Genomic DNA, 23636 nt, shown 5'->3' with positions numbered 1-23636 from the left:
GCGCTGGTGACAGCCGCTCCCGCGCCAGACGTGGTTGCCCGGGAGGTCCGCGAGCCTGCGACACCGGCCAGCAGGTCCGCAGCGCCCGCCCTCCCGTCCACGGTGGATTCCCGCGCTCCAGCGCCTGTCAGCCGTCCGCCAGTCAACGCAATCCCTGCGGTCGCTGCGGCCCCTGCCGTCGCCGCCCGCGCCGCCCCCCCGGCCGCGCCGCGCGCCGAGCAGCTTTACCAGCAGGCGCTGGCGCAAAGCAGTCAAAGCCAGCCCGAGCTGGCACTGAAGTCCCTGCGTGAAGCACTGGAAACCCAGCCCGGCCATGTGCAGGCACGGCTCACCCTGGCCCGGCTGCTGGTGGACAGGAAGCAGGCCGATGCGGCAGCGGACCTGCTGGCCGACGGGTTGATGCTGCTGCCGCAGCAGTCGGGCTTTGCCTTGGCGCTGGCGCCGCTGTGGTTCCAGTCAGGCCGGCAGGACGATGCCATGGGCCTGCTGGCACAAAACGCGAAAAGTGCCGGCAATGCCCCTGACTACCATGCCTACTATGCGGCCCAGCTGCTGCGGCTGCAGCGCCATGCGGAAGCAGCCAGGCAGTACAGCATTGCGCTGGGCAGCAATCCGGGCATGGCGGACTGGCTGATCGGTTTGGGACTTTCCCTGCAGGGCAACCGCAATGACAAGGATGCACTGGAGGCCTTCAGGCGGGCCTTCGACACAGGAAGCCTCACCGGGCAAAAGCGCGAACTGGTGGAACAAATGATCGCCGGACTCAAGTCGCGGCTGGGGCTGTGAAAGTCCGGGGGCAGCGCACATGGCATGTTGACGCGGCAACTCAAACCGTGTTTGAACGTCCATGAACATCACCGAGCCCATCTGGCGCCATTGCCATTCGCAGCCGGACAGCACAGCGCTGATTGCCGATGGCCAGCACACGAGCTATGGCGAGCTGATGGAAAAGGTCTGGGTGGTTTCGACCCGCCTGCGCCGGGCGGGCATCCGGCAAGACGACCGGGTTTCGGTCGGCCTGGAATTTCCGGCAGCCCTGATCGTGGTGGTGCTGGCCCTGGCGCGGCTGGGCGCGGTGATCTCGCCATTCAGGAATTCATGGCCACCCGCCAGAAAACGCCTGCTGTTGCTGCGCCACGAGGTGCAGTTTCTCATCCACGAACCGTCCGCCGGCTGGTATGGCGAAGCGCTGCCGGGTTTTTGCAACCTGGAGGCCGGCTTGCTGCTGGCACCCAGAATGGCCACCGAAACCCTGCAGACGCCGGACATGGCCTGCAATGTTGACGATGCGTACTGGTGGCTGGGCCTGTCAGCGTCTGCGACGGGCGCGTTGCGAAGCGTGGGCAAGACCCACCGCCGGGACATGCTGTCTGTCGCGCTGAGCAGGTATGCAAGAACCGCTACGCCCCTGCGGGTGCTGGTATACGGGGATGTGACCGGGCTGGGGGGTTCCATGCTGCGCTGCCTGAGTGCGGGCGGCACCCTGATCCTGACGGCCAGCACCGACCCCCGGCACTTTTTTGATGTCGTGGAAACGGACCGACCCACCCAGCTGGTCACGTCCACAGCGACGGCTGCCTGGCTGGTGGCCAATGGCAGCCAGCATCTGACAGACAGCCGGCAGCGCTGCGCCAGCATCACCTCCGTGGTTCTCATGGGCAATGTGGTTCCTACCATGTTGATGGAAAAAATACAGCAGCATGTCTGCCGCCAGGTCGAGATTTATTACGGCGCGTCCGAAGTGGGCCTGATCGCGTCGCTGGACCAGGATTCCTACCATGCGCACCCCGGCGTGCACGGGAAACTTCTGCCCTGGGTCAAGGCCGAGGCGGTCAGCGCAAACGACAGGCCGCTTGAGGCGGGCCAGACCGGCCTGCTGCGCTTGAAGACCCCGGTGATGGCCGAAAAGTACCTGAACGATCCGCAAGCCAGCCTGTCGAGCTTTCGCGAGGGATGGTTCTATCCCGGCTATGCGGGCTCCGTCGATGCGCAGGGTTACCTCCGGCTGGCCGGCGGCGCAGGCCGCCTGCCGACGCATCACAGCGCCCAGGCCGACGGGTTTCAGACCCTCAGCGCAGGCAGGCCGTCGTTTTTGACCACCGCCTGATCCCCGGCGGGCAGCGCCATGCCGCCCGCTTCAACGCAGTCGAAGTCAACTCGTCGTTTTACCAGCCGCACCCGAGCGCCACCCAGGCGCGCTGGACGGCCAGCGTGCCGGAGCACTTGCGCTTTTCAGTTAAGCTGCCCGGGGCCCTCACGCACCCGCAGCGCCTTGCCGATTGCGCCGTGCTGCCGGACGGCACCCTGTACACCGTGCAAGTGCCGGCCCGCCGCTGAAACGGCGCGGCCGAACCGCAAAAAATAAACCAAGGATTGCCGATGCCCGTCCTGTTCACCGCCGACCCTGCCGTGGCCGGCCCCAGCCCGGACGACCTGACCGGCGACAACGTCGAGTCGATGCGCCGGATGGAAGCGCAGGCCATGGACAAGCGCAGCCGGGCCGACCGCATCGCCGCCTTCGTGGCCAACTTTTGCGGCTCCATGCCTTTTGTCTGGCTGCATGTGCTGATTTTTTGCGGCTGGCTGGCCTGGAATTCGTGGCCGGGGCTCAGGCATTTCGATCCCTACCCGTACACTTTTTTGACGCTGGTGGTGTCGCTGGAGGCGATTTTTCTGTCGGCGTTCATTTTGATCAGCCAGAACTACGAGCTGCGCATCAGCGACCGGCGCAACCAGCTCGACCTGCAGATCAACCTGCTGACCGAACAGGAAAACACCAAGACGCTGCAGTTGCTGGAGCAGATAGCCGCCAGGCTGGGGGTGGATGTCAGCGCGGACACAGACCTGCGCTTTCTCAAGCAGGTCACCCATCCCGAACAACTGATTGCCCAGATCGAGCAGGGCCAGCAGAAAAGCCCGGCGAAGCCGCCTTCGGCCTGAGCGCCTGGTGTTCCGGGCCCTTCCGGTCAGTGTCTGGTTCAGCTGTGATCGTAGGGAACGCTGCCGCCGTTCCTTGCCTGCATGCGCAGTTCAGCCTGCACTTCAGAGCGGCTTTTGCCCGCGCTGCCATTCATGACAGCAACGCTGGCATAGCCGTGGTCATTGGCCTGGCTGAACGCCGTGCCGTTTTGCTGCGCCTGGACCAGTTCGGACTGGACTTGCGCCCGTGTCAGAGTGCCTGACATGGCGCTGACGGCGGGATACTCATGGTCAGGGGCTTGCGCAAAAGCGTTGCCGGCCATGGCAGAAGCCAGAGCGATGACGGTAGAAGCCAGGATTTTGGTGGTGTTCATGATGTCGTTTCTTTCAAATTAAGTGAATGGTTGCATTGAATCGGGAACCCTTTTCGGCATTGGGCACTCAGTCAGGCCCGGCTTTGCCGAAGACGCGATTCGCAGGGTTTTCAACCTTGCGTCTCTTGTGATTAGCAGGTAGGCGTTTAGTTGCTCTTTTAAATACGATGAAGCAGAACCACTCTGTTTCAGACATGGAAACAATGGACACCCTCAAACTCATCAGCACCTTTCGCGAAGTGGCCGCCCGTGGCGGTTTTTCGCGCGCCGCGGTCGCGCTGGAGGTCTCCAAGGCCAATGTCAGCAAATACGTTTCCGAACTGGAAAGACAGCTCGGCACGCGCCTGCTCAACCGCAGCACGCGCACCATCAGCCTGACCGATGCAGGCACCCTGCTGCTTGAGCGCAGCGCGCCCTTGCTGGAAATGATGGCCCTGACGCGCGACGAGTTGCTGCACCGTTCCCGGGAGCCCAGCGGACGCCTGCGCATGACGGCACCGCATGGTCTCGGCAGCGTGGAGTTGTCGATCTTGCTGTCCGCTTTCATGCAGCGTTATCCTGAAGTGCAGATCAGCCTGGACCTGAGCAACAGCGTGCGGGACATGGTCGAGGAAGGCCTGGACCTGGCGCTGCGCGTCGGCGCGAGTCCCGATCCCAATCTCATCGTGCGCAAGCTGCGGCCCATTCACATGGTGATTTGCGCCGCCCCGGAGTACTGGGAACAGCACGGCAGGCCCGCGCATCCGGACGAACTGGCGAAGCACGATGCACTGACACTGTCGCTTTCCGGCATGCAACCTGCCTGGTCATTCCAGGTGGACGGAAAACCGCACAGCGTCGCCGTGCGCAGCCGCATGGACGCGACCGACTCCCTGACACTGATGCAGATGGCATTGCAAGGCATGGGCGTTGCCCGACTGCCTTGCCTGCAGGTGAAAAAACTGCTGGACGATGGCAGCTTGCAGCACGTGCTGTCAGACTTCAGCCTTGAACCGGTCTGGCTGTATGCCGCTTATACGCAGCGCCGCCAGAACAGCGCGGCGCTAAAGGCGCTGCTGGCATTCCTCGAAGAGCGCTGGAAGATTGACTGAATCTTCTTTTCGGTTTCTTCGGCTTTTGCGGACACAGGAGGCGCCCCGAGGCGGAGCAGAGCATGCAAACCCGCTGACCAATCGGAGCAGCCAGGCCGTCCGATCAGGTGCCAGCGGGTAATCTGCTAACCCTGCGATAGCTTCCAGCGCTTGCTTGTCTTGGGCAAAAGGCTCAAATTTTTCAGCCGATACCCGCCTGACGATCAGGCAAGCTGTTCGGCCAGAAAAGCCAGCGTGCGTTCCCGCGCCAGTTGGGCCGCCGCTTCGTCGTACGAGCCGCGCTGGTCGCAGTTGAACCCGTGATGCGCCGCATAGACATGCACTTCAACCTCGGGGTGCGCCTTCCTGAACGCCTCGATGCCTTCCAGCGGAATCCAGTGGTCCTGGTCGCCGAAATGCGCCATCACCGGGCACAGCGGCTGGCGGGCGATTTCGGCTTCGGCCGTCATGCCGCCGCCATAGTAGGGAACTGCCGCCGACAGGCCCGTGAGCAGTGCGGCAGATTTCCAGGTCAGCAGCCCGCCCCAGCAAAAGCCGATGATGCCGACCTTGCCGCCGCTGAGTTCGGCCGCGTGGTCGATGGCGGCCTGGATGTCTTGCAGCACCCCGGCGCCCGGCAGCGCATCGACAGCGGTCTTGAGCTCAAACCCCGCCGTCATGTCGGCATCAAGGTAGCCCAGTTCCACGCCGGTCTTGACGCGGTCAAACGTGGCCGGCGCCACCGCCAGGTAGCCCTGGGCGGCAAAACGGTCGGCCACGGCGCGGATGTGCGAGTTGACACCGAAGATTTCCTGCAGCACGACGATGGCGGCGCGCGGCTTGCCTTCGGGCGTCGCCACATAGGCGGAAACCGTGAAACCGTCGGCAGAGGTGAGGTTGGTGAATTGACCCATGGTGTGAAAAGCTCCTGTTGGAAGGTTGTGTTGAAAACGGGAAAACATAAAAGCGGAAAAACGGAAAAACGGCAAAGCGGGGAAAGCGCAGAAACGAAAAAGCCGGATGTTTCCCTCAGGCGGCCTGGAGCCGGCGCTCGACAAAATCAAGCCGGTCCTGGCCCCAGAACAATTCGCCATCGATCACGTAGCTGGGCGCGCCGAACACGCCGGCCTCGATGGCCTGCGCGGTATTGGCCTCGTAGCGCTCCTGCACCGCCTGGCTGTAGGACTGTTCCAGCCGCGCGGCGTCCAGGCCGCATTCAGCCAGCAGTTCGGCCAGCACCTTCTCGTTGGCAATATGCCGTTCCTGCGCCCAGCAGGCGCTGCAAACCGCGCTGCTGATCTTCATCGCGGCGTCCACGCCGTCATGCAGCTCCACGGCAATGATCAGGCGCGAGGCATCGTCGCCCGAGACCGGAAAGAATTTGGGCTTGACATGCAGCGGCAAGCCCAGAAAGTCTGCATGCCGCCTTAGTTCCAGCAGCCGGTAGGCCTGGCGCTGCGGCGCGCGCTGGCCCAGCGGCAGGCCACCTGAAATCGGGAACACCTTGCCGCCCAGATCAATCGGCAGCACGCGAACCGTGGCACCAGTGCGGCGGGCGATGTCTGCGAAACGCTCGTGGCCCAGGTAGGTCCAGGGGCTTTGCGGGGTGAAGTAGTAGTCCACGGTGATGCTCAAGGTTTTTCTCCGGTGAGGGTCAGGAAGTCATTACAGTCAGGGGTTTCCAGCGCGATGCCCTTTGTAACCGGGATTGCCATTTTTTGCAGGAGACTGGTTTGTCCCAACTTGTTTTGATCACCGGCGGCTCGCGCGGCATTGGCGCGGCCACCGCCCTGCTGGCCGCCCGGCACGGCTATGCGGTCGCCGTCAACTACACCGCCAACTCGCTGGCTGCCGACGAGGTGGTGCGGCAGATCCGCCAGGCCGGCGGCCAGGCCATGGCGGTGCAGGCCGACGTGGCCAACGAGGCGCAGGTGGTGGCGATGTTTGAAAAAATCGACGCCAAATTCGGCCGCTTGAGCGCGCTGGTCAACAACGCCGGCGTGGTGGACCAGACCACGAGGGTCGAGGCGATCACGCTGGCGCGCCTGCAGCGGATGTTTGAAATCAATGTATTCGGCTCCTTTTTGTGCGCCCGCGAGGCGGTGCGGCGCATGAGCACGCGGCACGGCGGCGCGGGCGGCTCCATCGTCAATGTGTCCAGCGTCGCCGCCCGGCTGGGCGCGCCCGGGCAGTACGTGGACTATGCGGCGGCCAAGGGCGCGATTGACACCTTCACCATCGGCCTGGCCAAGGAAGTGGCGGCCGAAGGCATTCGCGTCAATGCGGTGCGGCCGGGCATCATCGAGACCGACATCCATGCCTCCGGCGGCCTGCCCGACCGGGCGCGCGACATGGCACCGCAGGTGCCCATGCAGCGCGCCGGTAGCGCCGAAGAAGTGGCCGAATCCATTGTCTGGCTGATGGGCGCGTCGTCCAGCTACACGACCGGCGCCTTTCTCGACGTGACGGGCGGCAGGTGAATTGCCCCCACGCTTGTCGCTTCGCGTACTGCGCTGCCCCCCCGAGGGGGCCGCTGCGCCTGCGGCCTGGCAAAGCCAGTTCCGCGGCCCCTGCTTGCAGAAAGTCTGCGCTCGTTGCTTGTCCAATGTTCCCCGTTTAAAAAGAGTTGATTCGTGGACTTCAAACCTTTGGTGACGCTGCTGGCCATCGTCAACCCGCTGGCCATCGTGCCGTTTTTCATCCATTACACGCAGGGCTTTTCCAAACCCCAGCGCCAGCGCACGGTGGCGGTGGCGTCGTTCAGCGCCTTCGTGGTGATTGCCGTCAGCGCCCTGCTGGGCTTGCAGATCCTGGAATTTTTTGGCATCTCGCTGGCCAGCTTTCAGGTCGGCGGTGGCCTGCTGCTGCTCATCAGCGCCATGAACATGCTCAACGCCCAGCCGGCCGAGGCCAAGCCGCTGACCAACGAGTTTGAAGACGGCGCGGCCAAGGCGGCCCGGGGCGCCAGCATCGCCGTGGTGCCGCTGACCATTCCGCTGCTGACCGGCCCGGCCACCATGTCCACGGTGGTGATCTATGCCGAAAAAGCCAAGACTTTCCTGCAACTGGGCACGCTGGTCGGTTACGGCATGGTGATTGGCCTGGCCACGGCGGTCTGCTTTTCACTGGCCGAGCCGATTTCACGCGTGCTGGGCAAGACCGGCATCAATGTCATGACGCGGCTGATGGGCTTGATATTGGCCGCGCTGGCCGTCGAGGTGATGGCCGACGGCCTGGGCAAGCTGTTTCCCATCCTGCGGCATTGAGCACCACAAAGGAGATTACCGCCATGACCGATACCCCCCTTCAAGCGGCCATTGACGCTTTGGTTCAGGCCCGGGCGCACCACGGCCTGGCCAATGCGCAATCCCTGGCGGATGCCGTGTCCAGCCCCGAGCGCGCCTATGCCGTGGAGCAAGGCGTGGCCGAGCGCCTGGCGTGGTTCAGCCCGGGCGCGCCGCAATACTGGAAATCGGGCGGTCCGTCGCGCGGCGCGGTGCTGACGCACTCCCGGCTGCCCGATGGCGGCATCTGGCCCAGCCCGGCCATCACGGCCTGGCCGTTTGCCCTGCGCGGCATCGAGGCGGAAATTGCCCTGCGCCTGGCCGTACCGGTCGATGCGCAGTGCGCCGCCAGCCTGAACCCGGCCAGCGCCTGCCGGCTGGTCGATGCCATGGCGGTGTCAATCGAGGTGGTCGATTCGCGGTGGATGCAGGGCCTGGAGGCGCCGGTGCTGCTCAGGCTGGCCGACCTGCAGTCGCATGGCGCGCTGGTGCTGGGAAACTGGCAGCCTTTCGAGGCGGACCGTGACTGGTCGGCCCAGCGCTGCCGGGTGCATATAGCGGATGCGCCGGCACATGAATTTCGCGGCACGCATTCACTTGGCGACCCGGCCCATGGCCTGCCCGCCCTGCTGCGCCATGCCACCCTGGGCGGGCGCGTCGTGCCAGCCGGCAGCGTGGTGACAACCGGCACCTGGTGCGGCCTTTTGCATGCCCGGCGGGGCGACAAGGTCACGGCTACGTTTGACGGCATCGGCGAGGCGCGCATCAGCTTCGCGGCCTGACCGGGTCGCTGCCGTGGCAGCCGCCGCGCAGGAAGGTTTGACTCCGGCGATTCAGCGTACCGGCATCTGCCGCAGCCACTGGTCCAGCTCGTCGATGGCGGCGTCGGTGGCGGCGGTCAGGGCGCGCACGCCGCCGGCGGCGTCGGCACTGGTGGCGGGCCGCTGCACCGACAGGTTGCGCTGCGCGACCAGCCGTTCTCCGGCGGGCGTGATCTCGACGAGCGTGGCATGCAGCCGGATCAGGCCGATGCTGGCGTCGGGCGCGCTGAACAGCTGGCTGAATTCTTCAAGCTCCAGCCGCAGCATGGGCAAATTGGTGTTCTGGCTGCGGTTCAGCGCCACGCCTTCACGCGCATTGAGCACCACGCGCTGCTGGCTCAGGCGCTCGCGCATGCGCTGTCGCACCAGCTGCGCCGGCGGCATGGTCCAGCGCGCCTGCGAATAGGGGCGCAGCTGCTGGTCGTCCACATAGCCCAGCCGGTAAAGCACGGCCTGGTTTTCCAGCGCGCCGCCCGAGGTGGCAATGTCGGCAATCGCCAGCGGCGACAAGGCCGGTGCACTTGCGGGCACGGCCGCAGCGGCGGGGGGCGATGCCAGGGCCTGGGTGGACAGTGCGCCGGGGCCGAAGTCGTACATCGTGGCGCGGGTCGGCTTGTCGATGACCGAGCACCCGGCCACGAGCGCGAGTACGCTTATCAAGCAAAAAACCCTGCTTGCGCGATGCTGGCGTGCATTCATAGCTACTGAATTCATAGTATCAAAAGGAAACTTGAAAGCCATCATGGTTTGTCTCCGTTGGCGTTGAAGCCGGTTTCGCCGGGGCCCGGAACGGCGGGGCCGTTGCCGAAAATCAGCGCTTGCGGGTTGTCATCGACGGCGTTCACGGTGCGGCGCAGCTGGCGCATGGTGCGCGCCGTTTCGTCGGCCACCTCGCCCAGCTTGGGCAGCGTGGCCGCGCTGAAGGTTTCCACCCCGGCGGCCAGCGCCTCGCCGCCGTCTTTCAGCCGGTCGAGCGGGCCGCCTTTTTCATTCAGGCGGCGGGCGGTGAGGGTGACTTCATCGGTCGCGCCCTTGACCGAGCGCAAGGCGGCCTGCGCATCCCTGGACAGCGCGGGCAGCGTCGCCACGGCTGGCTCCATCGCCTTGGCGACGCGGTTGATGCTGCCGGCGGCCTCGGCCAGCTGGGTGACAGCGGTGTTGATGGCCGCTTCGTTCTGGCTTGAGAGCAGCTGGTTGATGCGCGTGGTCACCTGCTCGGCCTGGTTGAAGATCACGTCGGCCTGCTTGAGCAGCTTGTCGATGCCGCCCTGCTTGAGCGGAATGCGCGGCGGATCGTCGTCGTTGGGCACCAGCCGCTGGTCGGAGCTGCCGTCGTCGTCGAGCTGGATGAAGCCCAGGCCGGTGACGCCCTGCGACGCCACGGTGGCAAAGGTGGAACGCATCACCGGCGCGGCCTCGTCGATGGACACGCGGATCAGCACATTGCCCTTGACCTTCTGGTCAAAGCCGATGCGCTCGACCTTGCCGACGGCCACGCCCCGGTAGCGGACCGTGGCCTGCGGCTGCAGGCCGGAAACGGTCTCGGAGGTGCTCATTTCGTACAGGTTGCGCGCGGTGTTGTCGCGCGTGAGCCAGATGGCCAGCACCGCCAGCAGGGCGGTGACCAGCACCACGAAGGCGCCGGCAATCAGCGCATGGGCCTTGTTTTCCATGATGAAAACCTTTCTAGATCGAAGGGACGGTGGGGTTTTTCAGCAGCGCCATGGCGCGCTGTCCCCGTTCGCCCAGAAAAAAGTCGTGAATAAAGGGATGGTCAAACGCCACCACCTTTTGCGGCACGTCGTTGATGATGACTTTCTGCGATGCCAGCACGGCAATGCGGGTGCTGAGCTCGAAGATCGTGTCCAGGTCGTGCGTGACCATGACCACCGTCAGCCCCATGCCCTGGTGCAGCGAGCGCAGCAGGGTGCAAAAGCTGTCGGCGCTTTCGGGGTCCAGCCCGGCGGTCGGCTCGTCAAGCAGCAGCAGCGGCGGGTCCATGATCAGCGCGCGCGCCAGCGCCACCCGCTTGATCATGCCGCCCGAGAGGTCGCTGGGCATCTTGTCGGCCGCGTCGGCTGGCAGGCCGACCATCTGCAGCTTGACCAGGGCGGCCTCGCGGATCAGTTCGCGCGGCAGCGTATTGAGTTCGCGCAGTGGAAAAGCGATGTTTTCCAGCACGGTGAAGGCCGAGAACAGCGCGCCCTGCTGGAACAGCATGCCGACCCGGCTGGCCGCGCCGCGCTTGCCGAGTTCGGCAGCCGGCTTGCCGAGCACGGTGATGTCGCCTTTGGTCGGCGTTTCCAGCCCCAGCATCTGGCGCAGCAACACCGTCTTGCCAGTGCCCGAGCCGCCCACCAGCGACATGATTTCGCCACGCTCGACCGTCAGGTCAAGGTCTTTGTGAACCACCGACTTCTTGTCACCGTTCTCGAACACGGTCCACAGCTTGTGGATTTGAACAACGGGTTCGGTCATTTCATCCTCCCCGTCCGTACCAGCATCGGCCGCGGAACTGGCTTTGCCAGGCCGCAGGCGGGGCAGCCCCCTCGGGGGGCAGGAAGCCACACGAAGTGGGCGACCGTGGGGGTCATATACCCACGCTTCTGAACAAGATGGCGAACAGCGCATCGACCAGGATAACGACGGTGATTGAGGTCACCACCGACGCCGTGGTGCCTTTGCCCAGGCTTTCGGTGTTGGGTTCGACGCGCAGGCCGTAGTGGCAGCCGACCAGCGCGATCAGCAGGCCGAACACGACCGACTTGGCAGTGGCCAGCGTCAGGTTGGACACGCTCACGGCCGCCGGCAGCGAGTTGATGAAATATGACGGCGTCACATCCATGGCGACATTGGCCGCCAGCATGCCGCCGAGCAAGGCGGCAATCGTCGTCCAGACGCTGATCAGCGGCATCACCAGCGCCAGCGCCATCGCACGCGGCATCACCAGCCGAAAGCCCTGCGCAATGCCCATGACGCGCATGGCGTCGAGTTCTTCCGTCACGCGCATCACGCCAATCTGCGCGGTGATGGCCGAGCCGCTGCGACCGGCAATCAAAATGGCGGCGAGCACCGGTCCCAACTCGCGGATCAGCGAAATGCCCAGGATGTTGACGATGAAGGCATCGGCGCCAAACTGGCGCAGTTGCTGCGAAATCAGGTAGGCCAGCACCACGCCGATCAGAAAGCCGACCAGCGCCGTGATCGGCAGCGCCGTCGCGCCGAAATGGTAAAGATGCCCCGACAGGTCGCGCCACGGCCCCTGCTGCGGATGGCGAACCAGCCGCAAAACGTCCAGCAGCAACTGGCCCAGCAGGCGCAGCAGCCCCTTGACATGGTCGATCAGGCTGAGCAGCCGCTCGCCAAACACCACCAGCGGTTCGGACCAGGGCGAGCGGCGCGGCGGCGCCAGACCGACGGTGAATTTTTCAACCGTCTGCAGCATTTCCCGCTGTTCAGGCGCCAGCTGCACGTCGGCCGGCCACTGATGGCGCCATGCCGTCCACAGCACCTGCGCGCCCAGGTAGTCGAGTTTTTCAATGCCTTCCAGGCTCCACCGGGCGGGCGGGGACGCAGCAGGCGGCGGGGCGCTGCGCAGGCTGTGGAGCTGTGCGTCCAGCGCGGCCCAGTCGGGCGCCAGTGTCAGTTGGGCGGCAGTCCAGCTTCCCTGCAGGCGCACGACCGGGCCTTCAGGGGAATCCTGAATGTCAAGGCGCGGCGGTGAGTCATCAAGAGGCATGCGGGCTACAGGGTGGACAGGCACCGATGGGAAAAGGAGGATTTAACGCAAGGCAATCATGGTAACTGCTGGAAATGCAGAAGTCCGGCGTCCGGTCGGGTTTCGCCATGGTCCTACAGGGCTTGGCGGCTGCCGGCCCGGCTGGAGGGCTTTGGCAGGCCAGGCGGGCCAGGGGGTAATCCCCGTCACGCCGCACGGCCGGGTTTTGCCACAATCAAGGCGAGCCCACCAGAACCCTATTTCATGCACGACCCCAACCTGACTTTCGACTACATCATCATCGGCGCCGGCACGGCCGGCTGCCTGCTGGCCAACCGGCTGAGCGCCGACGCGTCCAAACGCGTGCTGCTGATCGAGGCCGGCCGCAAGGACGACTACCACTGGATTCACATTCCGGTCGGCTACCTGTACTGCATCGGCAACCCGCGCACCGACTGGCTGTTCAAGACCGAGCCCGACGCGGGCCTGAACGGCCGCTCGCTGCGCTATCCGCGCGGCAAGACGCTGGGCGGCTGCTCCAGCATCAACGGCATGATCTACATGCGCGGCCAGTCGCGCGACTACGACCGCTGGGCCGAGCTGACGGGCGACAGCGCCTGGACCTGGGACAACGCCCTGCCCTGCTTCAAGCTCCACGAAGACCACTACAAGGGCGCCGACGCGTTGCATGGCGCGCGCGGCATGGCGCCGGCCTTGATGGAAGACAAAAACCAGCCCTACCAGAAAATCCTGCGCCACCGCAACGCCGGCGGCGAATGGCGCGTGGAAAAGCAGCGCCTGCGCTGGGACATCCTGGATGCCTTCGCCGAGGCGGCCACCCAGGCGGGCATTCCCCAGACGCCGGACTTCAACCGGGGCAGCAACGAAGGCGTGGGTTACTTTGAAGTCAACCAGAAGAACGGCTGGCGCTGGAACACCGCCAAGGCCTTTCTGCGGCCGACCTGCCTGGGCCGGCCGAACTTTGAACTCTGGACGAATGCGCAGGTCAGCCGGCTGGTGATCGAGCCGCAGGCCGACGGCAGCCAGCGCTGCACCGGCGTCGAGGTCTGGACCGGCCAGGAACAGGTCACGGCGCTGGCGACGCGCGACTCGGGCCCCATGGGCGAGGTGCTGCTGTGTGCCGGCAGCATCGGCTCGCCGCACATTTTGCAGCTTTCCGGCATTGGCCCGGCCGGTTTGCTGAAGGAACATGGCATCCCGGTGGTGCAGGACCTGCCGGGCGTGGGCGCCAACCTGCAGGACCATCTGCAGATCCGCTCGGTGTACAAGATCCGCGGCGACCAGGACAGCAAGCGCTGGGGCCTGTCGCTCAACACCATGGCCAATTCGCTCTGGGGCAAAGCGCGCATCGGCATGGAATACGCGCTGCGCCGCACCGGGCCGATGAGCATGGCGCCGTCGCAACTCGGCGCCTTCACGCGCAGCTCGCCCGACCAGCCGTATCCGAACATCCAGTACCACGTCCAGCCGCTGTCGCTCGACGCCTTCGGCGAGCCGCTGCACAGCTTCAATGCCTTCACCGCCAGCGTCTGCAACCTGAACCCGACCAGCCGGGGCAGCGTTCGCCTCAAGACCGCCGCCTTTGCCGACGCGCCGGCCATTTCGCCGAATTACCTGAGCACGCCAGAGGACCGACAGGTGGCGGCCGATTCGCTGCGCCTCACGCGCAAGATTGTCAGCCAGGGCGCGCTGGCCCGGTACCAGCCGGAGGAATTCAAGCCGGGCGTGCAGTTCCAGACCGACGAAGACCTGGCGCGGCTGGCCGGCGACATTGCCACGACCATCTTCCATCCGGTCGGCACGACAAAAATGGGCCGGGCCGACGACCCGATGGCGGTGGTCGATTCGCACCTGCGGGTGCGCGGCATTCGCGGCCTGCGCGTGGTCGATGCCGGCGTGATGCCGCTCATCACCAGCGGCAACACCAACTCGCCGACCCTGATGATTGCCGAGAAGGCCGCGCAATGGATACAGGCCGGCATTTGAGCGGGTGTGGGAGGGTCACAACAATTCGCCATCGGGGAGCCCTCACCCCGGCCCTCTCCCGGAGGGAGAGGGCGTAAGACGGGACGGTATTCGGCAAGCTGGGCAGTTACCTTTTCAGCCTAAAATATGCATTTTGCGCATGTTTGGCGTGCGCAAGCAGCTATAAATTCAATAGCAAAACGTTGTCAGGCATCCTGAGTGCTGCGATGCCGCGCTAGCGCAGCCCCTTCACATAACGTGGCGCGCTCGGCCGTTGCGTGCCGTCCGTACCCGACCGGCTGTCGCCAAACGTGCTGTTGCCGCTCGGCTCAAAAGGCGGTGTCGGCTGGCCGTCCAGCGCGCGGGCATGGTGCGCCCTGGCGGCATCCGACACCCGCTGGGCCAGCGGCCGGTAGGCAGGCGCGAAGGCAACCGCCATGGCCGCCTCCAGCCGGTCGGCCAGCAGGCCCAGGTCGTCATGGCCCCCTTCCGCCGCCTTCTGATGGGCCAGGCGAATGATTTCAGCCGCATAGGCCGGGTCGCTGGCCATACATTCGGTGTCGGTCACGCGGCCGGTCTTGCGGCGCATCAGCACATGCAGGTGGGCGGCAATCGCCAGTTTTTCATTCGAGGACATCGTCGGTGCTCCTTGTTGAAGGTCAGCCAGTCGGTCAGGTTCCCAGGCGCTCGGCGTGCTGGTCAATGTCCAGGCCGTCGCTTTCAGCCGTTTCGTCCACGCGCAGGCGCACGCACAGCGATGTCAGCCACAACAGCAGGCCGGTCATCACCAGGCTGTAAACCATGACGCTGGCAACGCCGACAAACTGCACCAGCACGCTGCCTTCGACGCCTGAAATGGACTTGCTGGCAAACACGCCGGTGAGCAGGGAACCAACGATGCCGCCGACGCCGTGTACGCCAAACACATCGAGCGAATCGTCGGCCTTGAGCAGGCGTTTCAGGCCGGTGGCGCCCCAGTAGCAGGCCACCCCGGCGACCAGGCCAAAGACCACCGCCGAACCCGGCGACACATAGCCGGCTGCCGGCGTGATGGCCACCAGTCCCGCCACCAGGCCCGAGCACAGGCCCAGCAGCGAGGGGCGACCGCGCGCCAGCCATTCGGCCGCCATCCAGGACAGGGCGCCGGCGGACGCGGCAATGTGCGTGACCGCCATGGCCAGCCCGGCGCGCCCGTCGGCCGCCACGGCAGAACCGGCATTGAAGCCGAACCAGCCGACCCACAGCAAGCCCGCGCCGGCCATCGTTAGCCCCAGGTTGAAGGGCGAGAAGGGCTCGACGCCATAGCCCCTTCGCGGCCCCAGCGCATAGGCGCAGACCAGCCCGGCCACGCCAGCGTTGACGTGGACCACCGAGCCGCCGGCAAAATCCAGCGCGCCCAGGCGGGCCAGCCAGCCGTTGGGCTCCCAGACCCAGTGGGCGATCGGCGCATAGACCACGACCGTCCACAGCGACATGAAGATCAGCGTGGCTGAAAAGCGCATCCGCTCGACAAAGGAGCCGACCACCAGCGCTGCCGTGATGATGGCAAAGCTGAGCTGGAACATGGCATAGACCGACTCCGGAATATTTGGCGCGATGTGGCTGACCGCCACCTTTTGCGCGTCCTTGAGGTAGTCAAGACCGGAAAACCAGAGTCGTCCGGTGCCGCCAATCACATGGCCCAGCGCACCACTGCCGGGGGTGAAGGCGATGGAATATCCCACGGCAAACCACAGCAGGCTGACGATGGCGCAGATGGCCACCACGCAGGCCATGACATTGAGCACGCTCTTGCGCCGCACCATGCCGCCGTAAAACAGCGCAATGCCCGGCAGCGTCATGAGCAGCACCAGCGCGGTCGCGGTCATCATCCAGGCGGTGTCGGCACTGTTGATGGTTTCGATGCCGACCTGGCCCGGATGTGTCATGGGCGCGGCAGCCACCGCCACGACAGAGGCGGGTGCGCCGAGTGAAACGCCCGACGGCGCCTGGGCACGGGCCTGCTGTGTGGCCAGGCCCATGCCCAGGCAAAAACACAAACTCAGTACCAACCATCGCATTGCATGCATACAGGCCCGCTTTCATGGTGAGATGCTTACAACAATTTCAAATCGGTGACAAAAAAGCATGATCTGTGCCGGATTGTCAAAACCGGCAAAAAAACAGCGCCGAATCAGTGAACGCACAGACGAGAAGCCGTTGTTGGCTCTGCGGCCAACGCTCCATGGCACTCCCCAAACGACGCGCCTTGCGCTTTTTTCCTGCGGGAAATCCCTGATGCACTGTCTCAGTGCATCCGCTACATTGGAGAACTTGCTGTCGGGCCTTGCTGCTCGCAATGCGGGGAGTTGAGGAGACATTTAAAAATACAAACTACGGCATTCAAAAAATGTTTTGTTTTGCAAAAAGCGCTGGCAACCCCAGCGCTTTTTTTCGTCCGGGCCTGGCTTTCCAGCATGAAAAATGGCCTTTACGCTCGCTGCGAAAGCGTTTATTGCTATTGATAACTGAGCTTTAAACCAACTTGGCGGGTGCGACAATCGCCGCCATGGAATTGCTGCTTGTTTCGATGGCTTCGCTGCTGGCCGGTTTTGTGGACGCCATCGTCGGCGGCGGCGGGCTGATCCTGGTGCCGGCGCTGTTTGCCGTGTTTCCGACCACGCACCCGGCGACCTTGTTCGGCATCAACAAGGGGGCCTCGGTCTGGGGAACGGCGGTGGCCACGTCCCAGTACGCGCGCCGCGTCCAGATGCGCTGGTCGGCGCTGCTGCCGGCGGCGGGGGCCGGGTTTTGCGGCTCGCTGGCCGGCGCCTGGCTGGTCACGGTGATCGATCCGGGCTTCCTGCGCAAGGTCCTGCCATTTGTGCTGCTGGCTGTGCTGGCCTACACGCTGGTCAAAAAAGACCTGGGCAGGCACCACACGCCGCGTTTTACCGGCCACACCGAAACCCTGGTGGCCTGCTGCATCGGCCTGGTGCTGGGGTTTTACGACGGGTTTTTTGGTCCCGGGACGGGCAGCTTTTTCGTCTTCCTGTTCGTGCGCTGGCTGGGCTACGACTTCCTGAATGCATCGGCGTCGGCCAAGCTGCTCAACACCGCGACCAACCTGGCGGCGCTCGGCCTGTTTGCCTGGAAAGGCCATGTCTGGTGGCATTTCGCGCTGACCATGGCCGTGGCCAATGTGGCGGGCAGCCTGCTGGGCACAAGGCTGGCGCTCAGGCACGGGGCAGGTTTTGTGCGGCTGGTGTTCATTGCCGTGGTCAGCGCGCTGATCCTGAAAACCGGTTTTGACGCGTTCCTGAAATAACCTTCATCGCCTTCACGCGCTGGCAGCTTGGCCACGCTAAGGCGCGCTGTCGCCCGCAGGAATGACCGCAGAAGCCGGCCGGGCCGGTTTCTGGACGGGCGTGGCTTTGGCGGCCTTGACCGGCTTGGCGGCCTGTTTTTCTGCCTGCACGGCTTTGCCCTTGGCGCCAGCCGGCTCCACCTTCTGAACGGTGACGGATTTTGGGGCGGGAGCCGACACCATCGCGCCGGGCGTGTCGCCAACCAGCAGTGCATTCATCTCGGCGGCCAGGCGGGGCTTGCCGATGGGTGCCGCAGCCCGGCCCGCCTGCACCGCGAGCATGTCTTCCTCGCTCGGGTACTGGCCCAGCAGCACATAGTCGAACACCCTGCGCGCAATCGGCGCGGCCACGCCGCCGCCCCAGCCGGCATTTTCCACAATCACCGCCAGCGCAATCTTCGGGTTGTCGGCCGGGGCAAACGCCATGTACACCGCATGGTCGCGCTGGTGCTCTTCCATGCGCGCCTTGTTGTAGCGGTCCTTCTGGCCCATGCTCACCGCCTGCGCCGTGCCGGTCTTGCCGCCGGAGAGGTATTGCGCGCCGGCAAACACCTTGGTCGAGGTGCCGCCCTGCGTCACGCCGACCAGGGCCTTGCGGATGATGGCCACGTTTTCGGGCTTGTAGTGCAGGTCGACCGGCGGGTCGGCGGGCAGCGGGTGCAGCGCGCGCGTCACCGTGTCCTGCGTGCCCATCACCAGCCTGGGCTTGTGCTTGATGCCGTTGTTGGCCAGCGTCGCCGTGGCCTGCGCCAGCTGCAGCATGGTGAAGCTGTTGTAGCCCTGGCCGATGCCCAGCGAGATGGTTTCGCCGGCAAACCACTTCTGCTGCTCGGGCCGCTTGAAGTAGCCCCGCTTCCAGGCCTGGTTGGGCAACACGCCACGCACCTCGCCATTGATATCGATGCCGGTGGCCTGGCCAAAGCCCAGCGGTGCCATGAAGTCGTGGATCGCCTCGACGCCCAATTCATTGGCCAGCGTGTAGAAATACACATTGCTCGACTCGACGATGGCGCGGTTCATGTCCATGGCGCCGCCGCGCTCGTTTTCCGGACTGCCGAAACGGTGGCCGCCGAACATGAAGAAACCCGGGTCGTTGATGATGGTCGTGGGCGAGCGCTTGCCGGTCTGCAGCGCGGCCATGGCCATGAAGGGCTTGTAGGTCGAACCCGGCGGATAGGTGCCGCGCAGCGCGCGGTTCAGGAGCGGCTTGTCGATGGATTCGTTCAGCGCCTGCCAGCTTTCCTGGTCGATGCCATCGACAAACAGGTTGGGGTCGAAAGTAGGCTTGCTGACAAACGCCAGCACCTCGCCATTTCGGGGGTCCAGCGCCACCAGCGCGCCGCGCCGCGCGCCGAACATGTCCTCGACGAGCTTTTGCAGGCCGATGTCGAGCGAAAGCATGACGGTGTTGCCGGGCGTGGCCGGGCTGGTGGCGAGCTTGCGCAGCGCGCGCCCGCCAGCCGAGGTTTCCATCTGCTCGACGCCGGTCTGGCCGTGCAGCTGCTGCTCGAAGCTCTGCTCGACGCCGAGCTTGCCGATGTAGTCGGTGCCGCGGTAGTTGCCTTCTTCCTCGCGTTCCTCGATAGCGTCTTTTTCGGCCTGGTTGATGCGGCCGATGTAGCCCACGACATGGCTGCCCAGTTCGCCATAGGGGTAGTTACGGAACAGCCGGGCCTTGATGTCCACACCGGGGAAACTGAAGCGCCGGGCGGCAAAGCGCGCCACTTCCTCGTCGGAGAGGCGGGTGCGCAGCGGAATCGATTCAAAGCTTTTTGATTCTTCGCGCAGGCGCTTGAAGCGGCGCTTGTCCCGGGGCTGGATCTCGACCAGCTTTTCCAGCGCGGCAATGGTCTCGTCCAGGTCCACCACCTTGGACGGCGTGATTTCCAGCGTGTAGGCCGAATAGTTGGACGCCAGCACGATGCCGTTGCGGTCCAGGATCAGGCCGCGATTCGGCACGATGGGAACAATCGCCGTGCGGTTGCTTTCGGCCTGCGCGCGCAGATCTTCGTGGCGATGCACCTGCAAAAACACCAGCCGGGCCACCACCAGCCCAAAACACAGCACCACCAGCAGCCCGGCCACCACCACCCGGACGCGAAAACGCGACAGCTCGGCTTCAACGTTTCTGAGTTCAGTCATGGATGTGGGATTCGGCGCAGATTAAAAAGTGCCGGAGAAGAATGCATTTGATCAGTTGGGAGCAGGATAAAGCACAGGGTCGGTCTGAGCCGGGGTAAAAGACATCTGGGCAGTTGGGGACACGGGGAAGCAGCGGGTCCTTCTGGGTTCGGAGTGGAAGGCATCTGAGCAGTTGGGGACAGAGCTTGCCGCTGGCCTTCGGCTGGCGGACTGCGGTCTGCCCCGCAAGGCCTCACAAGGCCTCACAAGGGTCGATTTTCATCCCTGTCCGGTGTGCGAAGCTGCGGCACCAGCAGCAGCACGCTCGCCACCGGCCACAGCAATGCCTCGGCCAGCGGCGCGACCAGCACGATCCAGCCCGGAAAAATGCCGCCGCCGAGCAGCCGCAGGACCATTTCGGCGGCATGCGCCGTTGCAAACAGCGGCAGCACCTGCAGGGCCTGCAGCGGCACCTTGAACCACAGCAGCCGGCGCTGGATCATGGAGGCAAAAAAGCTCAGCGCAACATAGGAAAAGGCGTGCTGCCCCAGCAGCGACGTCTGGTGCACATCCATCGCCAGGCCGAACATGAAGGCGATGCCGATGCCCACCCTGTGCGGCTGGTGCACGCTCCAGAACAACAGCACCAGCGCCAGGAAATCAGGCATCCACGGCACCCGGCCCAGCGGCAGCATGTTGAGCAGCAAGGCGGCCACCAGGCTGCTCCAGATGAACACCGGACTGGCGGGCAGCAGCAGTTGCTGGCCTGAGCGCATGATCATTTGGCATACCCCCTTCGGGCGGGCACGGCCGGCACGGTGCTGGAAGGCGGCAGCGCCAGGTCCGTCGTGACCGGCTGGACGACGATGACATGCCGCGCGCCGGTGGTGAGCGCCTGCGGCACGCAGTAGATCTTGGAAAACGCCGACTCGGCGCGGTGCTCGATCCGGCTGACGCGCGCCACCGGCAGGCCGGGCGGGTACACGCCATCGACGCCGCTGGTGGTCAGCAGGTCGCCTTCCTGGACATCGGCATTGCTGCCCATGAAGCGCAGCTCCATGCCGGTGCCACCCACCGTCGGGTCGCCATAAGCCACGCTGCGCGCGCCGGTGCGCACATTGAGCACCGGGATCGCCAGGTCGCGGTCGACCACCAGCGTGACCTCGCTGACCAGCGGATGCACCCGTGTCACCTGTCCCAGCACGCCGGACTCGTCAAGCACCGGCGAGCCCAGGGCGACGTGGTGGGTCTGCCCCTTGTCGATGATGACCTTGCGGGTGTAGAGATCGGCGGCGTCGTACACCACCTCGGCGGCGATGACCGGCGTGGCAAGTTGCTCCTTGAGGTCGAGCAACTTGCGCAGGCGGTTGTTTTCCTGCATCAACAACTCGACCTGTCCGGCGCGCAGGGACTGCAGCGCCAGCTTTTCCCGGGCCCGGGCGGTTTCCAGCTGCGCCTGGCCCAGGTCGGTGAAATAACCGCTGGCGCTCTGCACGGCATGAACTGGCTGCAAGGCCAGCCACTGCACCGGATACAGGGCGGTGGCAATGGCGGCGCGGATCGGCTGCGTGACGTTGAAGCGCGCGTCGGCCACCATCAGGAACAGCGACAGCGCGCCAAAGAAAATCAGCTTGGAAAATACCGACGGCCCCTGGTTGAAAAAGGGCGGCAGGGATCGGTCGAGGGTTCCTAAAGCCATGGTGCGTGGTCAGGCCGGTCCGGTGTCGTGCTGCAGACGCGCTGCATGGGACGGGCTTGAGGATGGCGTGGTGAAAAAGCCTATTCCGTGGTGAAGATCGAGCCCATGCGGTCCATGCGCTCCAGCGCGATGCCGCAACCGCGCACCACGCAGGTCAGCGGGTCCTCGGCCACCAGCACCGGCAGGCCGGTTTCCTCGGCCAGCAGGCGGTCCAGGTCGCGCAGCAGCGCGCCACCGCCGGTCAGCATCATGCCGCGGTCGGAAATGTCGGCACCGAGTTCGGGCGGCGTCTGCTCCAGCGCATTCTTGACGGCCGAGACGATCTGGTTGAGCGGATCCGTCAGGGCTTCGAGGATTTCGTTGCTTGAAATCGTGAAACTGCGCGGCACGCCTTCGGACAGGTTGCGGCCCTTGACTTCCATTTCCCGCACTTCGGAGCCCGGAAAGGCCGAACCGATGGTTTTCTTGATGACTTCAGCCGTCGGCTCGCCAATCAGCATGCCGTAGTTGCGGCGGATGTAGTTGATGATGGCGTCGTCAAAACGGTCGCCGCCGACGCGCACGCTGCCCTTGTACACCATGCCGCCGAGCGAGATCACGCCGACTTCGGTGGTGCCGCCGCCGATGTCCACCACCATCGAGCCGCTGGCCTCCGACACCGGCAGGCCCGCGCCCAGTGCTGCGGCCATCGGTTCCTCGATCAGGTACACGGCAGCAGCGCCGGCCGCCTCTGCGGCGTCCTTGATGGCGCGGCGCTCGACCTGGGTGGAGCCGCAGGGCACGCAGATGATGATGCGCGGGCTCGGCGTGAGCAGGCGGCGTGGGTGCACCATCTTGATGAACTGCTTGATCATCTGCTCGGTGATGACGAAATCGGCAATCACGCCGTCCTTCATCGGGCGGATCGCCTCGATGTTGCCGGGAACCTTGCCCAGCATGGCCTTGGCTTCGCGGCCGACGGCCTGGATGACCTTTTTGCCATGGGGACCGCCCTCATGGCGGATCGCCACCACCGACGGCTCATCCAGCACAATACCCTTGTCGCGCGCAAAGATCAGGGTGTTGGCAGTGCCCAGATCAATCGCCAGGTCGGTGGAAAAGTACCGACGGAATGCTTCAAACATGTTCAGGAATCCGGTTGCGGCATGGGCAAACTTCGTTGCCGCATCGCCTTTTATTATTAATCAGCAGTGAAAAGGGAGGACGTTGGAGACCAGGTTGCGCAACCTGTTTGAAGCGTCTAAAAAGCGCCTAAAGGGTGGATCGGGCCTTGAATTCACGCCAAAGGCGGGATAATAACGCATCCACCTTGGTTCAGCGTGGCACAATGCCCGTTTTTTTTGGGTTACAGCTGGTTTCAATTACCCGTTCCGCGCCCTTTCCAAGGCACTTTTCTCTTCTTCTGCATCACTTCACAAGCGCTTACCGGGATTTATCGCATTTATGGCATTGACATTTAAAGACATCGAACGCGTGGCCAATCTGGCGCGGCTGGAACTCCGGCCCGATGAAACCGAGCACACGCTGAGCCAGCTGAACGGTTTTTTTGCACTGGTCGAGCAGATGGACGCGGTCAATACCGACGGCGTGGAGCCGCTGGCGCATCCGGCGGCACTGCTGGGCGACGTCGCCCTGCGGCTGCGCGATGACATCGCCAGCGAACCGAACCAGCGCGAGGCCAGCCAGGCCAGCGCCCCGGCTGTCGAGCGCGGCCTGTTTCTTGTGCCGAAAGTGATCGAATGAGCAGCTTTTCATCCAGCCCCCTGAACCTTGACCTGCACGACCTCGGCGTGGCGCAGCTCGCGACCAAACTGGCCGCCGGCGACGTCTCCAGCGTTGAAGTCGCGCAGCACTTCCTGAAGCGCATCGGGCAGCACGCCGGCCTGGGCGCCTTTCTGGCCGTTGACGCCAATGCGTCGCTGGCCCAGGCACGGGCCGCCGACGCCCGGCTGGCCGCCGGCGAACGCACGCCCTTGCTGGGCGTGCCGCTGGCGCACAAGGACGTGTTTGTCACCCGCGACTTCCCGACCACGGCCGGCTCGAAGATGCTGGAGCACTACCGCAGCCCGTTCGATGCCACCGTCGTCAGCCGGCTGGGCGTGGGCCCTGGCGGTGCCGGCATGGTCACGCTGGGCAAGCTCAACTGCGACGAGTTCGCCATGGGCTCGGGCAACGAGAACAGTGCCTATCAAAAAGTGCAGAACCCCTGGGACGTGAGCCGCGTGCCCGGCGGCTCGTCGGGCGGCTCGGCGGCCGCCGTGGCAGCGCGCCTGGTGCCCGCCGCCACCGGCACCGACA

At 64.8% G+C, this 23636-nt stretch carries 25 protein-coding genes; 12 read left to right on the top strand and 13 right to left on the bottom strand.

Annotation, left to right across the window (positions count from 1 at the left end):
• The 4 genes from GZ092_RS20065 to GZ092_RS20050 form a co-directional block, all read left to right on the top strand.
• A partial coding sequence (locus tag GZ092_RS20065; protein ID WP_293638997.1) for a tetratricopeptide repeat protein occupies positions 1 to 786 on the top strand: 786 nt, incomplete at its 5' end.
• A 61-nt stretch (positions 787 to 847) separates the two neighbouring features.
• Positions 848 to 2107, top strand: coding sequence for a class I adenylate-forming enzyme family protein (locus tag GZ092_RS20060; RefSeq protein ID WP_293638995.1), 1260 nt, complete (start codon positions 848 to 850; stop codon positions 2105 to 2107).
• On the top strand, positions 2104 to 2337 hold the full coding sequence (locus GZ092_RS20055) for a DUF72 domain-containing protein (RefSeq protein WP_293639001.1): 234 nt from the start codon (positions 2104 to 2106) through the stop codon (positions 2335 to 2337). Before GZ092_RS20060 ends, GZ092_RS20055 begins: the two co-directional genes overlap by 4 nt.
• A 42-nt stretch (positions 2338 to 2379) precedes the next feature.
• Entirely contained in the window at positions 2380 to 2940 is a 561-nt protein-coding gene (locus GZ092_RS20050) for a DUF1003 domain-containing protein (RefSeq protein ID WP_293638993.1), read from the top strand.
• A 38-nt stretch (positions 2941 to 2978) separates the two neighbouring features.
• Here GZ092_RS20050 and GZ092_RS20045 read toward each other — a convergent pair whose 3' ends face one another.
• Positions 2979 to 3293, bottom strand: coding sequence for a DUF4148 domain-containing protein (locus tag GZ092_RS20045; protein WP_293638991.1), 315 nt, complete (start codon positions 3291 to 3293; stop codon positions 2979 to 2981).
• Positions 3294 to 3496: 203 nt separating this feature from the next.
• Between GZ092_RS20045 and GZ092_RS20040 the strand changes: the two genes are divergently transcribed.
• Entirely contained in the window at positions 3497 to 4384 is an 888-nt protein-coding gene (locus GZ092_RS20040; protein WP_293638990.1) for a LysR family transcriptional regulator, read from the top strand.
• A 203-nt stretch (positions 4385 to 4587) separates the two neighbouring features.
• Here the strand turns inward: GZ092_RS20040 and GZ092_RS20035 are convergent, their stop codons facing one another.
• Positions 4588 to 5277 (bottom strand): dienelactone hydrolase family protein, encoded by a 690-nt coding sequence (locus tag GZ092_RS20035; protein ID WP_293638989.1) that lies wholly within the window; start codon positions 5275 to 5277, stop codon positions 4588 to 4590.
• Positions 5278 to 5392: 115 nt separating this feature from the next.
• Complete coding sequence (locus tag GZ092_RS20030; RefSeq protein ID WP_293638987.1) at positions 5393 to 5998, bottom strand: 2-hydroxychromene-2-carboxylate isomerase; 606 nt, start codon at positions 5996 to 5998, stop codon at positions 5393 to 5395.
• A gap of 98 nt (positions 5999 to 6096) precedes the next feature.
• Between GZ092_RS20030 and GZ092_RS20025 the strand changes: the two genes are divergently transcribed.
• The 3 genes from GZ092_RS20025 (at position 6097) to GZ092_RS20015 (ending at position 8429) form a co-directional block, all read left to right on the top strand.
• Complete coding sequence (locus tag GZ092_RS20025; RefSeq protein ID WP_293638986.1) at positions 6097 to 6843, top strand: SDR family oxidoreductase; 747 nt, start codon at positions 6097 to 6099, stop codon at positions 6841 to 6843.
• A gap of 153 nt (positions 6844 to 6996) precedes the next feature.
• Entirely contained in the window at positions 6997 to 7629 is a 633-nt protein-coding gene (locus tag GZ092_RS20020) for a MarC family protein (RefSeq protein ID WP_293638985.1), read from the top strand.
• Positions 7630 to 7652: 23 nt separating this feature from the next.
• On the top strand, positions 7653 to 8429 hold the full coding sequence (locus tag GZ092_RS20015) for a fumarylacetoacetate hydrolase family protein (RefSeq protein WP_293638983.1): 777 nt from the start codon (positions 7653 to 7655) through the stop codon (positions 8427 to 8429).
• A 51-nt stretch (positions 8430 to 8480) separates the two neighbouring features.
• Here the strand turns inward: GZ092_RS20015 and GZ092_RS20010 are convergent, their stop codons facing one another.
• The 4 genes from GZ092_RS20010 to GZ092_RS19995 form a co-directional block, all read right to left on the bottom strand.
• The gene (locus tag GZ092_RS20010; RefSeq protein ID WP_293638981.1) at positions 8481 to 9128 is read right to left on the bottom strand and encodes an ABC-type transport auxiliary lipoprotein family protein; all 648 of its coding nucleotides are present in this window, start codon (positions 9126 to 9128) and stop codon (positions 8481 to 8483) included.
• Between the two features lie 80 nt (positions 9129 to 9208).
• Positions 9209 to 10141, bottom strand: coding sequence for an MlaD family protein (locus GZ092_RS20005; protein WP_293638979.1), 933 nt, complete (start codon positions 10139 to 10141; stop codon positions 9209 to 9211).
• A 13-nt stretch (positions 10142 to 10154) separates the two neighbouring features.
• Entirely contained in the window at positions 10155 to 10946 is a 792-nt protein-coding gene (locus tag GZ092_RS20000) for an ATP-binding cassette domain-containing protein (RefSeq protein WP_293638978.1), read from the bottom strand.
• A gap of 112 nt (positions 10947 to 11058) precedes the next feature.
• The gene (locus GZ092_RS19995) at positions 11059 to 12207 is read right to left on the bottom strand and encodes an ABC transporter permease (protein WP_293638976.1); all 1149 of its coding nucleotides are present in this window, start codon (positions 12205 to 12207) and stop codon (positions 11059 to 11061) included.
• Positions 12208 to 12450: 243 nt separating this feature from the next.
• On the opposite strand from GZ092_RS19995, the gene GZ092_RS19990 reads away from it, so the two are divergent.
• On the top strand, positions 12451 to 14193 hold the full coding sequence (locus GZ092_RS19990) for a GMC family oxidoreductase N-terminal domain-containing protein (RefSeq protein ID WP_293638975.1): 1743 nt from the start codon (positions 12451 to 12453) through the stop codon (positions 14191 to 14193).
• A 214-nt stretch (positions 14194 to 14407) separates the two neighbouring features.
• Here the strand turns inward: GZ092_RS19990 and GZ092_RS19985 are convergent, their stop codons facing one another.
• Both GZ092_RS19985 and GZ092_RS19980 read right to left on the bottom strand, forming a co-directional pair.
• The gene (locus tag GZ092_RS19985; RefSeq protein WP_293638974.1) at positions 14408 to 14809 is read right to left on the bottom strand and encodes a hypothetical protein; all 402 of its coding nucleotides are present in this window, start codon (positions 14807 to 14809) and stop codon (positions 14408 to 14410) included.
• A 34-nt stretch (positions 14810 to 14843) separates the two neighbouring features.
• Positions 14844 to 16100, bottom strand: coding sequence for an ammonium transporter (locus tag GZ092_RS19980; protein ID WP_293638999.1), 1257 nt, complete (start codon positions 16098 to 16100; stop codon positions 14844 to 14846).
• 620 nt (positions 16101 to 16720) lie between these two features.
• On the opposite strand from GZ092_RS19980, the gene GZ092_RS19975 reads away from it, so the two are divergent.
• Positions 16721 to 17479 carry a TSUP family transporter gene (locus tag GZ092_RS19975; RefSeq protein ID WP_293638973.1) on the top strand — a complete coding sequence of 253 codons (759 nt, stop codon included), beginning with the start codon at positions 16721 to 16723 and terminating at the stop codon, positions 17477 to 17479.
• Positions 17480 to 17515: 36 nt separating this feature from the next.
• Here GZ092_RS19975 and mrdA read toward each other — a convergent pair whose 3' ends face one another.
• From mrdA to GZ092_RS19955, 4 genes are all read right to left on the bottom strand, one after another.
• Positions 17516 to 19660 (bottom strand): penicillin-binding protein 2, encoded by a 2145-nt coding sequence (gene mrdA, locus GZ092_RS19970; RefSeq protein ID WP_293638972.1) that lies wholly within the window; start codon positions 19658 to 19660, stop codon positions 17516 to 17518.
• Between the two features lie 242 nt (positions 19661 to 19902).
• Entirely contained in the window at positions 19903 to 20421 is a 519-nt protein-coding gene (gene mreD / locus GZ092_RS19965; protein ID WP_293638970.1) for a rod shape-determining protein MreD, read from the bottom strand.
• Positions 20418 to 21338 carry a rod shape-determining protein MreC gene (gene mreC / locus GZ092_RS19960; protein WP_293638968.1) on the bottom strand — a complete coding sequence of 307 codons (921 nt, stop codon included), beginning with the start codon at positions 21336 to 21338 and terminating at the stop codon, positions 20418 to 20420. Before mreC ends, mreD begins: the two co-directional genes overlap by 4 nt.
• 80 nt (positions 21339 to 21418) lie before the next feature.
• Entirely contained in the window at positions 21419 to 22462 is a 1044-nt protein-coding gene (locus GZ092_RS19955; protein WP_036807110.1) for a rod shape-determining protein, read from the bottom strand.
• Positions 22463 to 22781: 319 nt separating this feature from the next.
• Here GZ092_RS19955 and gatC point away from each other — a divergent pair, with 319 nt between their 5' ends.
• Positions 22782 to 23081, top strand: coding sequence for an Asp-tRNA(Asn)/Glu-tRNA(Gln) amidotransferase subunit GatC (gene gatC, locus GZ092_RS19950; protein ID WP_293638964.1), 300 nt, complete (start codon positions 22782 to 22784; stop codon positions 23079 to 23081).
• The coding region (locus GZ092_RS19945; RefSeq protein WP_293638963.1) for an amidase at positions 23078 to 23636 on the top strand (559 nt) is incomplete at its 3' end. The genes gatC and GZ092_RS19945, both read left to right, overlap by 4 nt.

It is taken from the genome of Polaromonas sp. (assembly GCF_010365105.1).
Lineage (GTDB): Bacteria > Pseudomonadota > Gammaproteobacteria > Burkholderiales > Burkholderiaceae_C > Polaromonas.
This window is presented reverse-complemented; position numbering and strand designations above follow the sequence as displayed.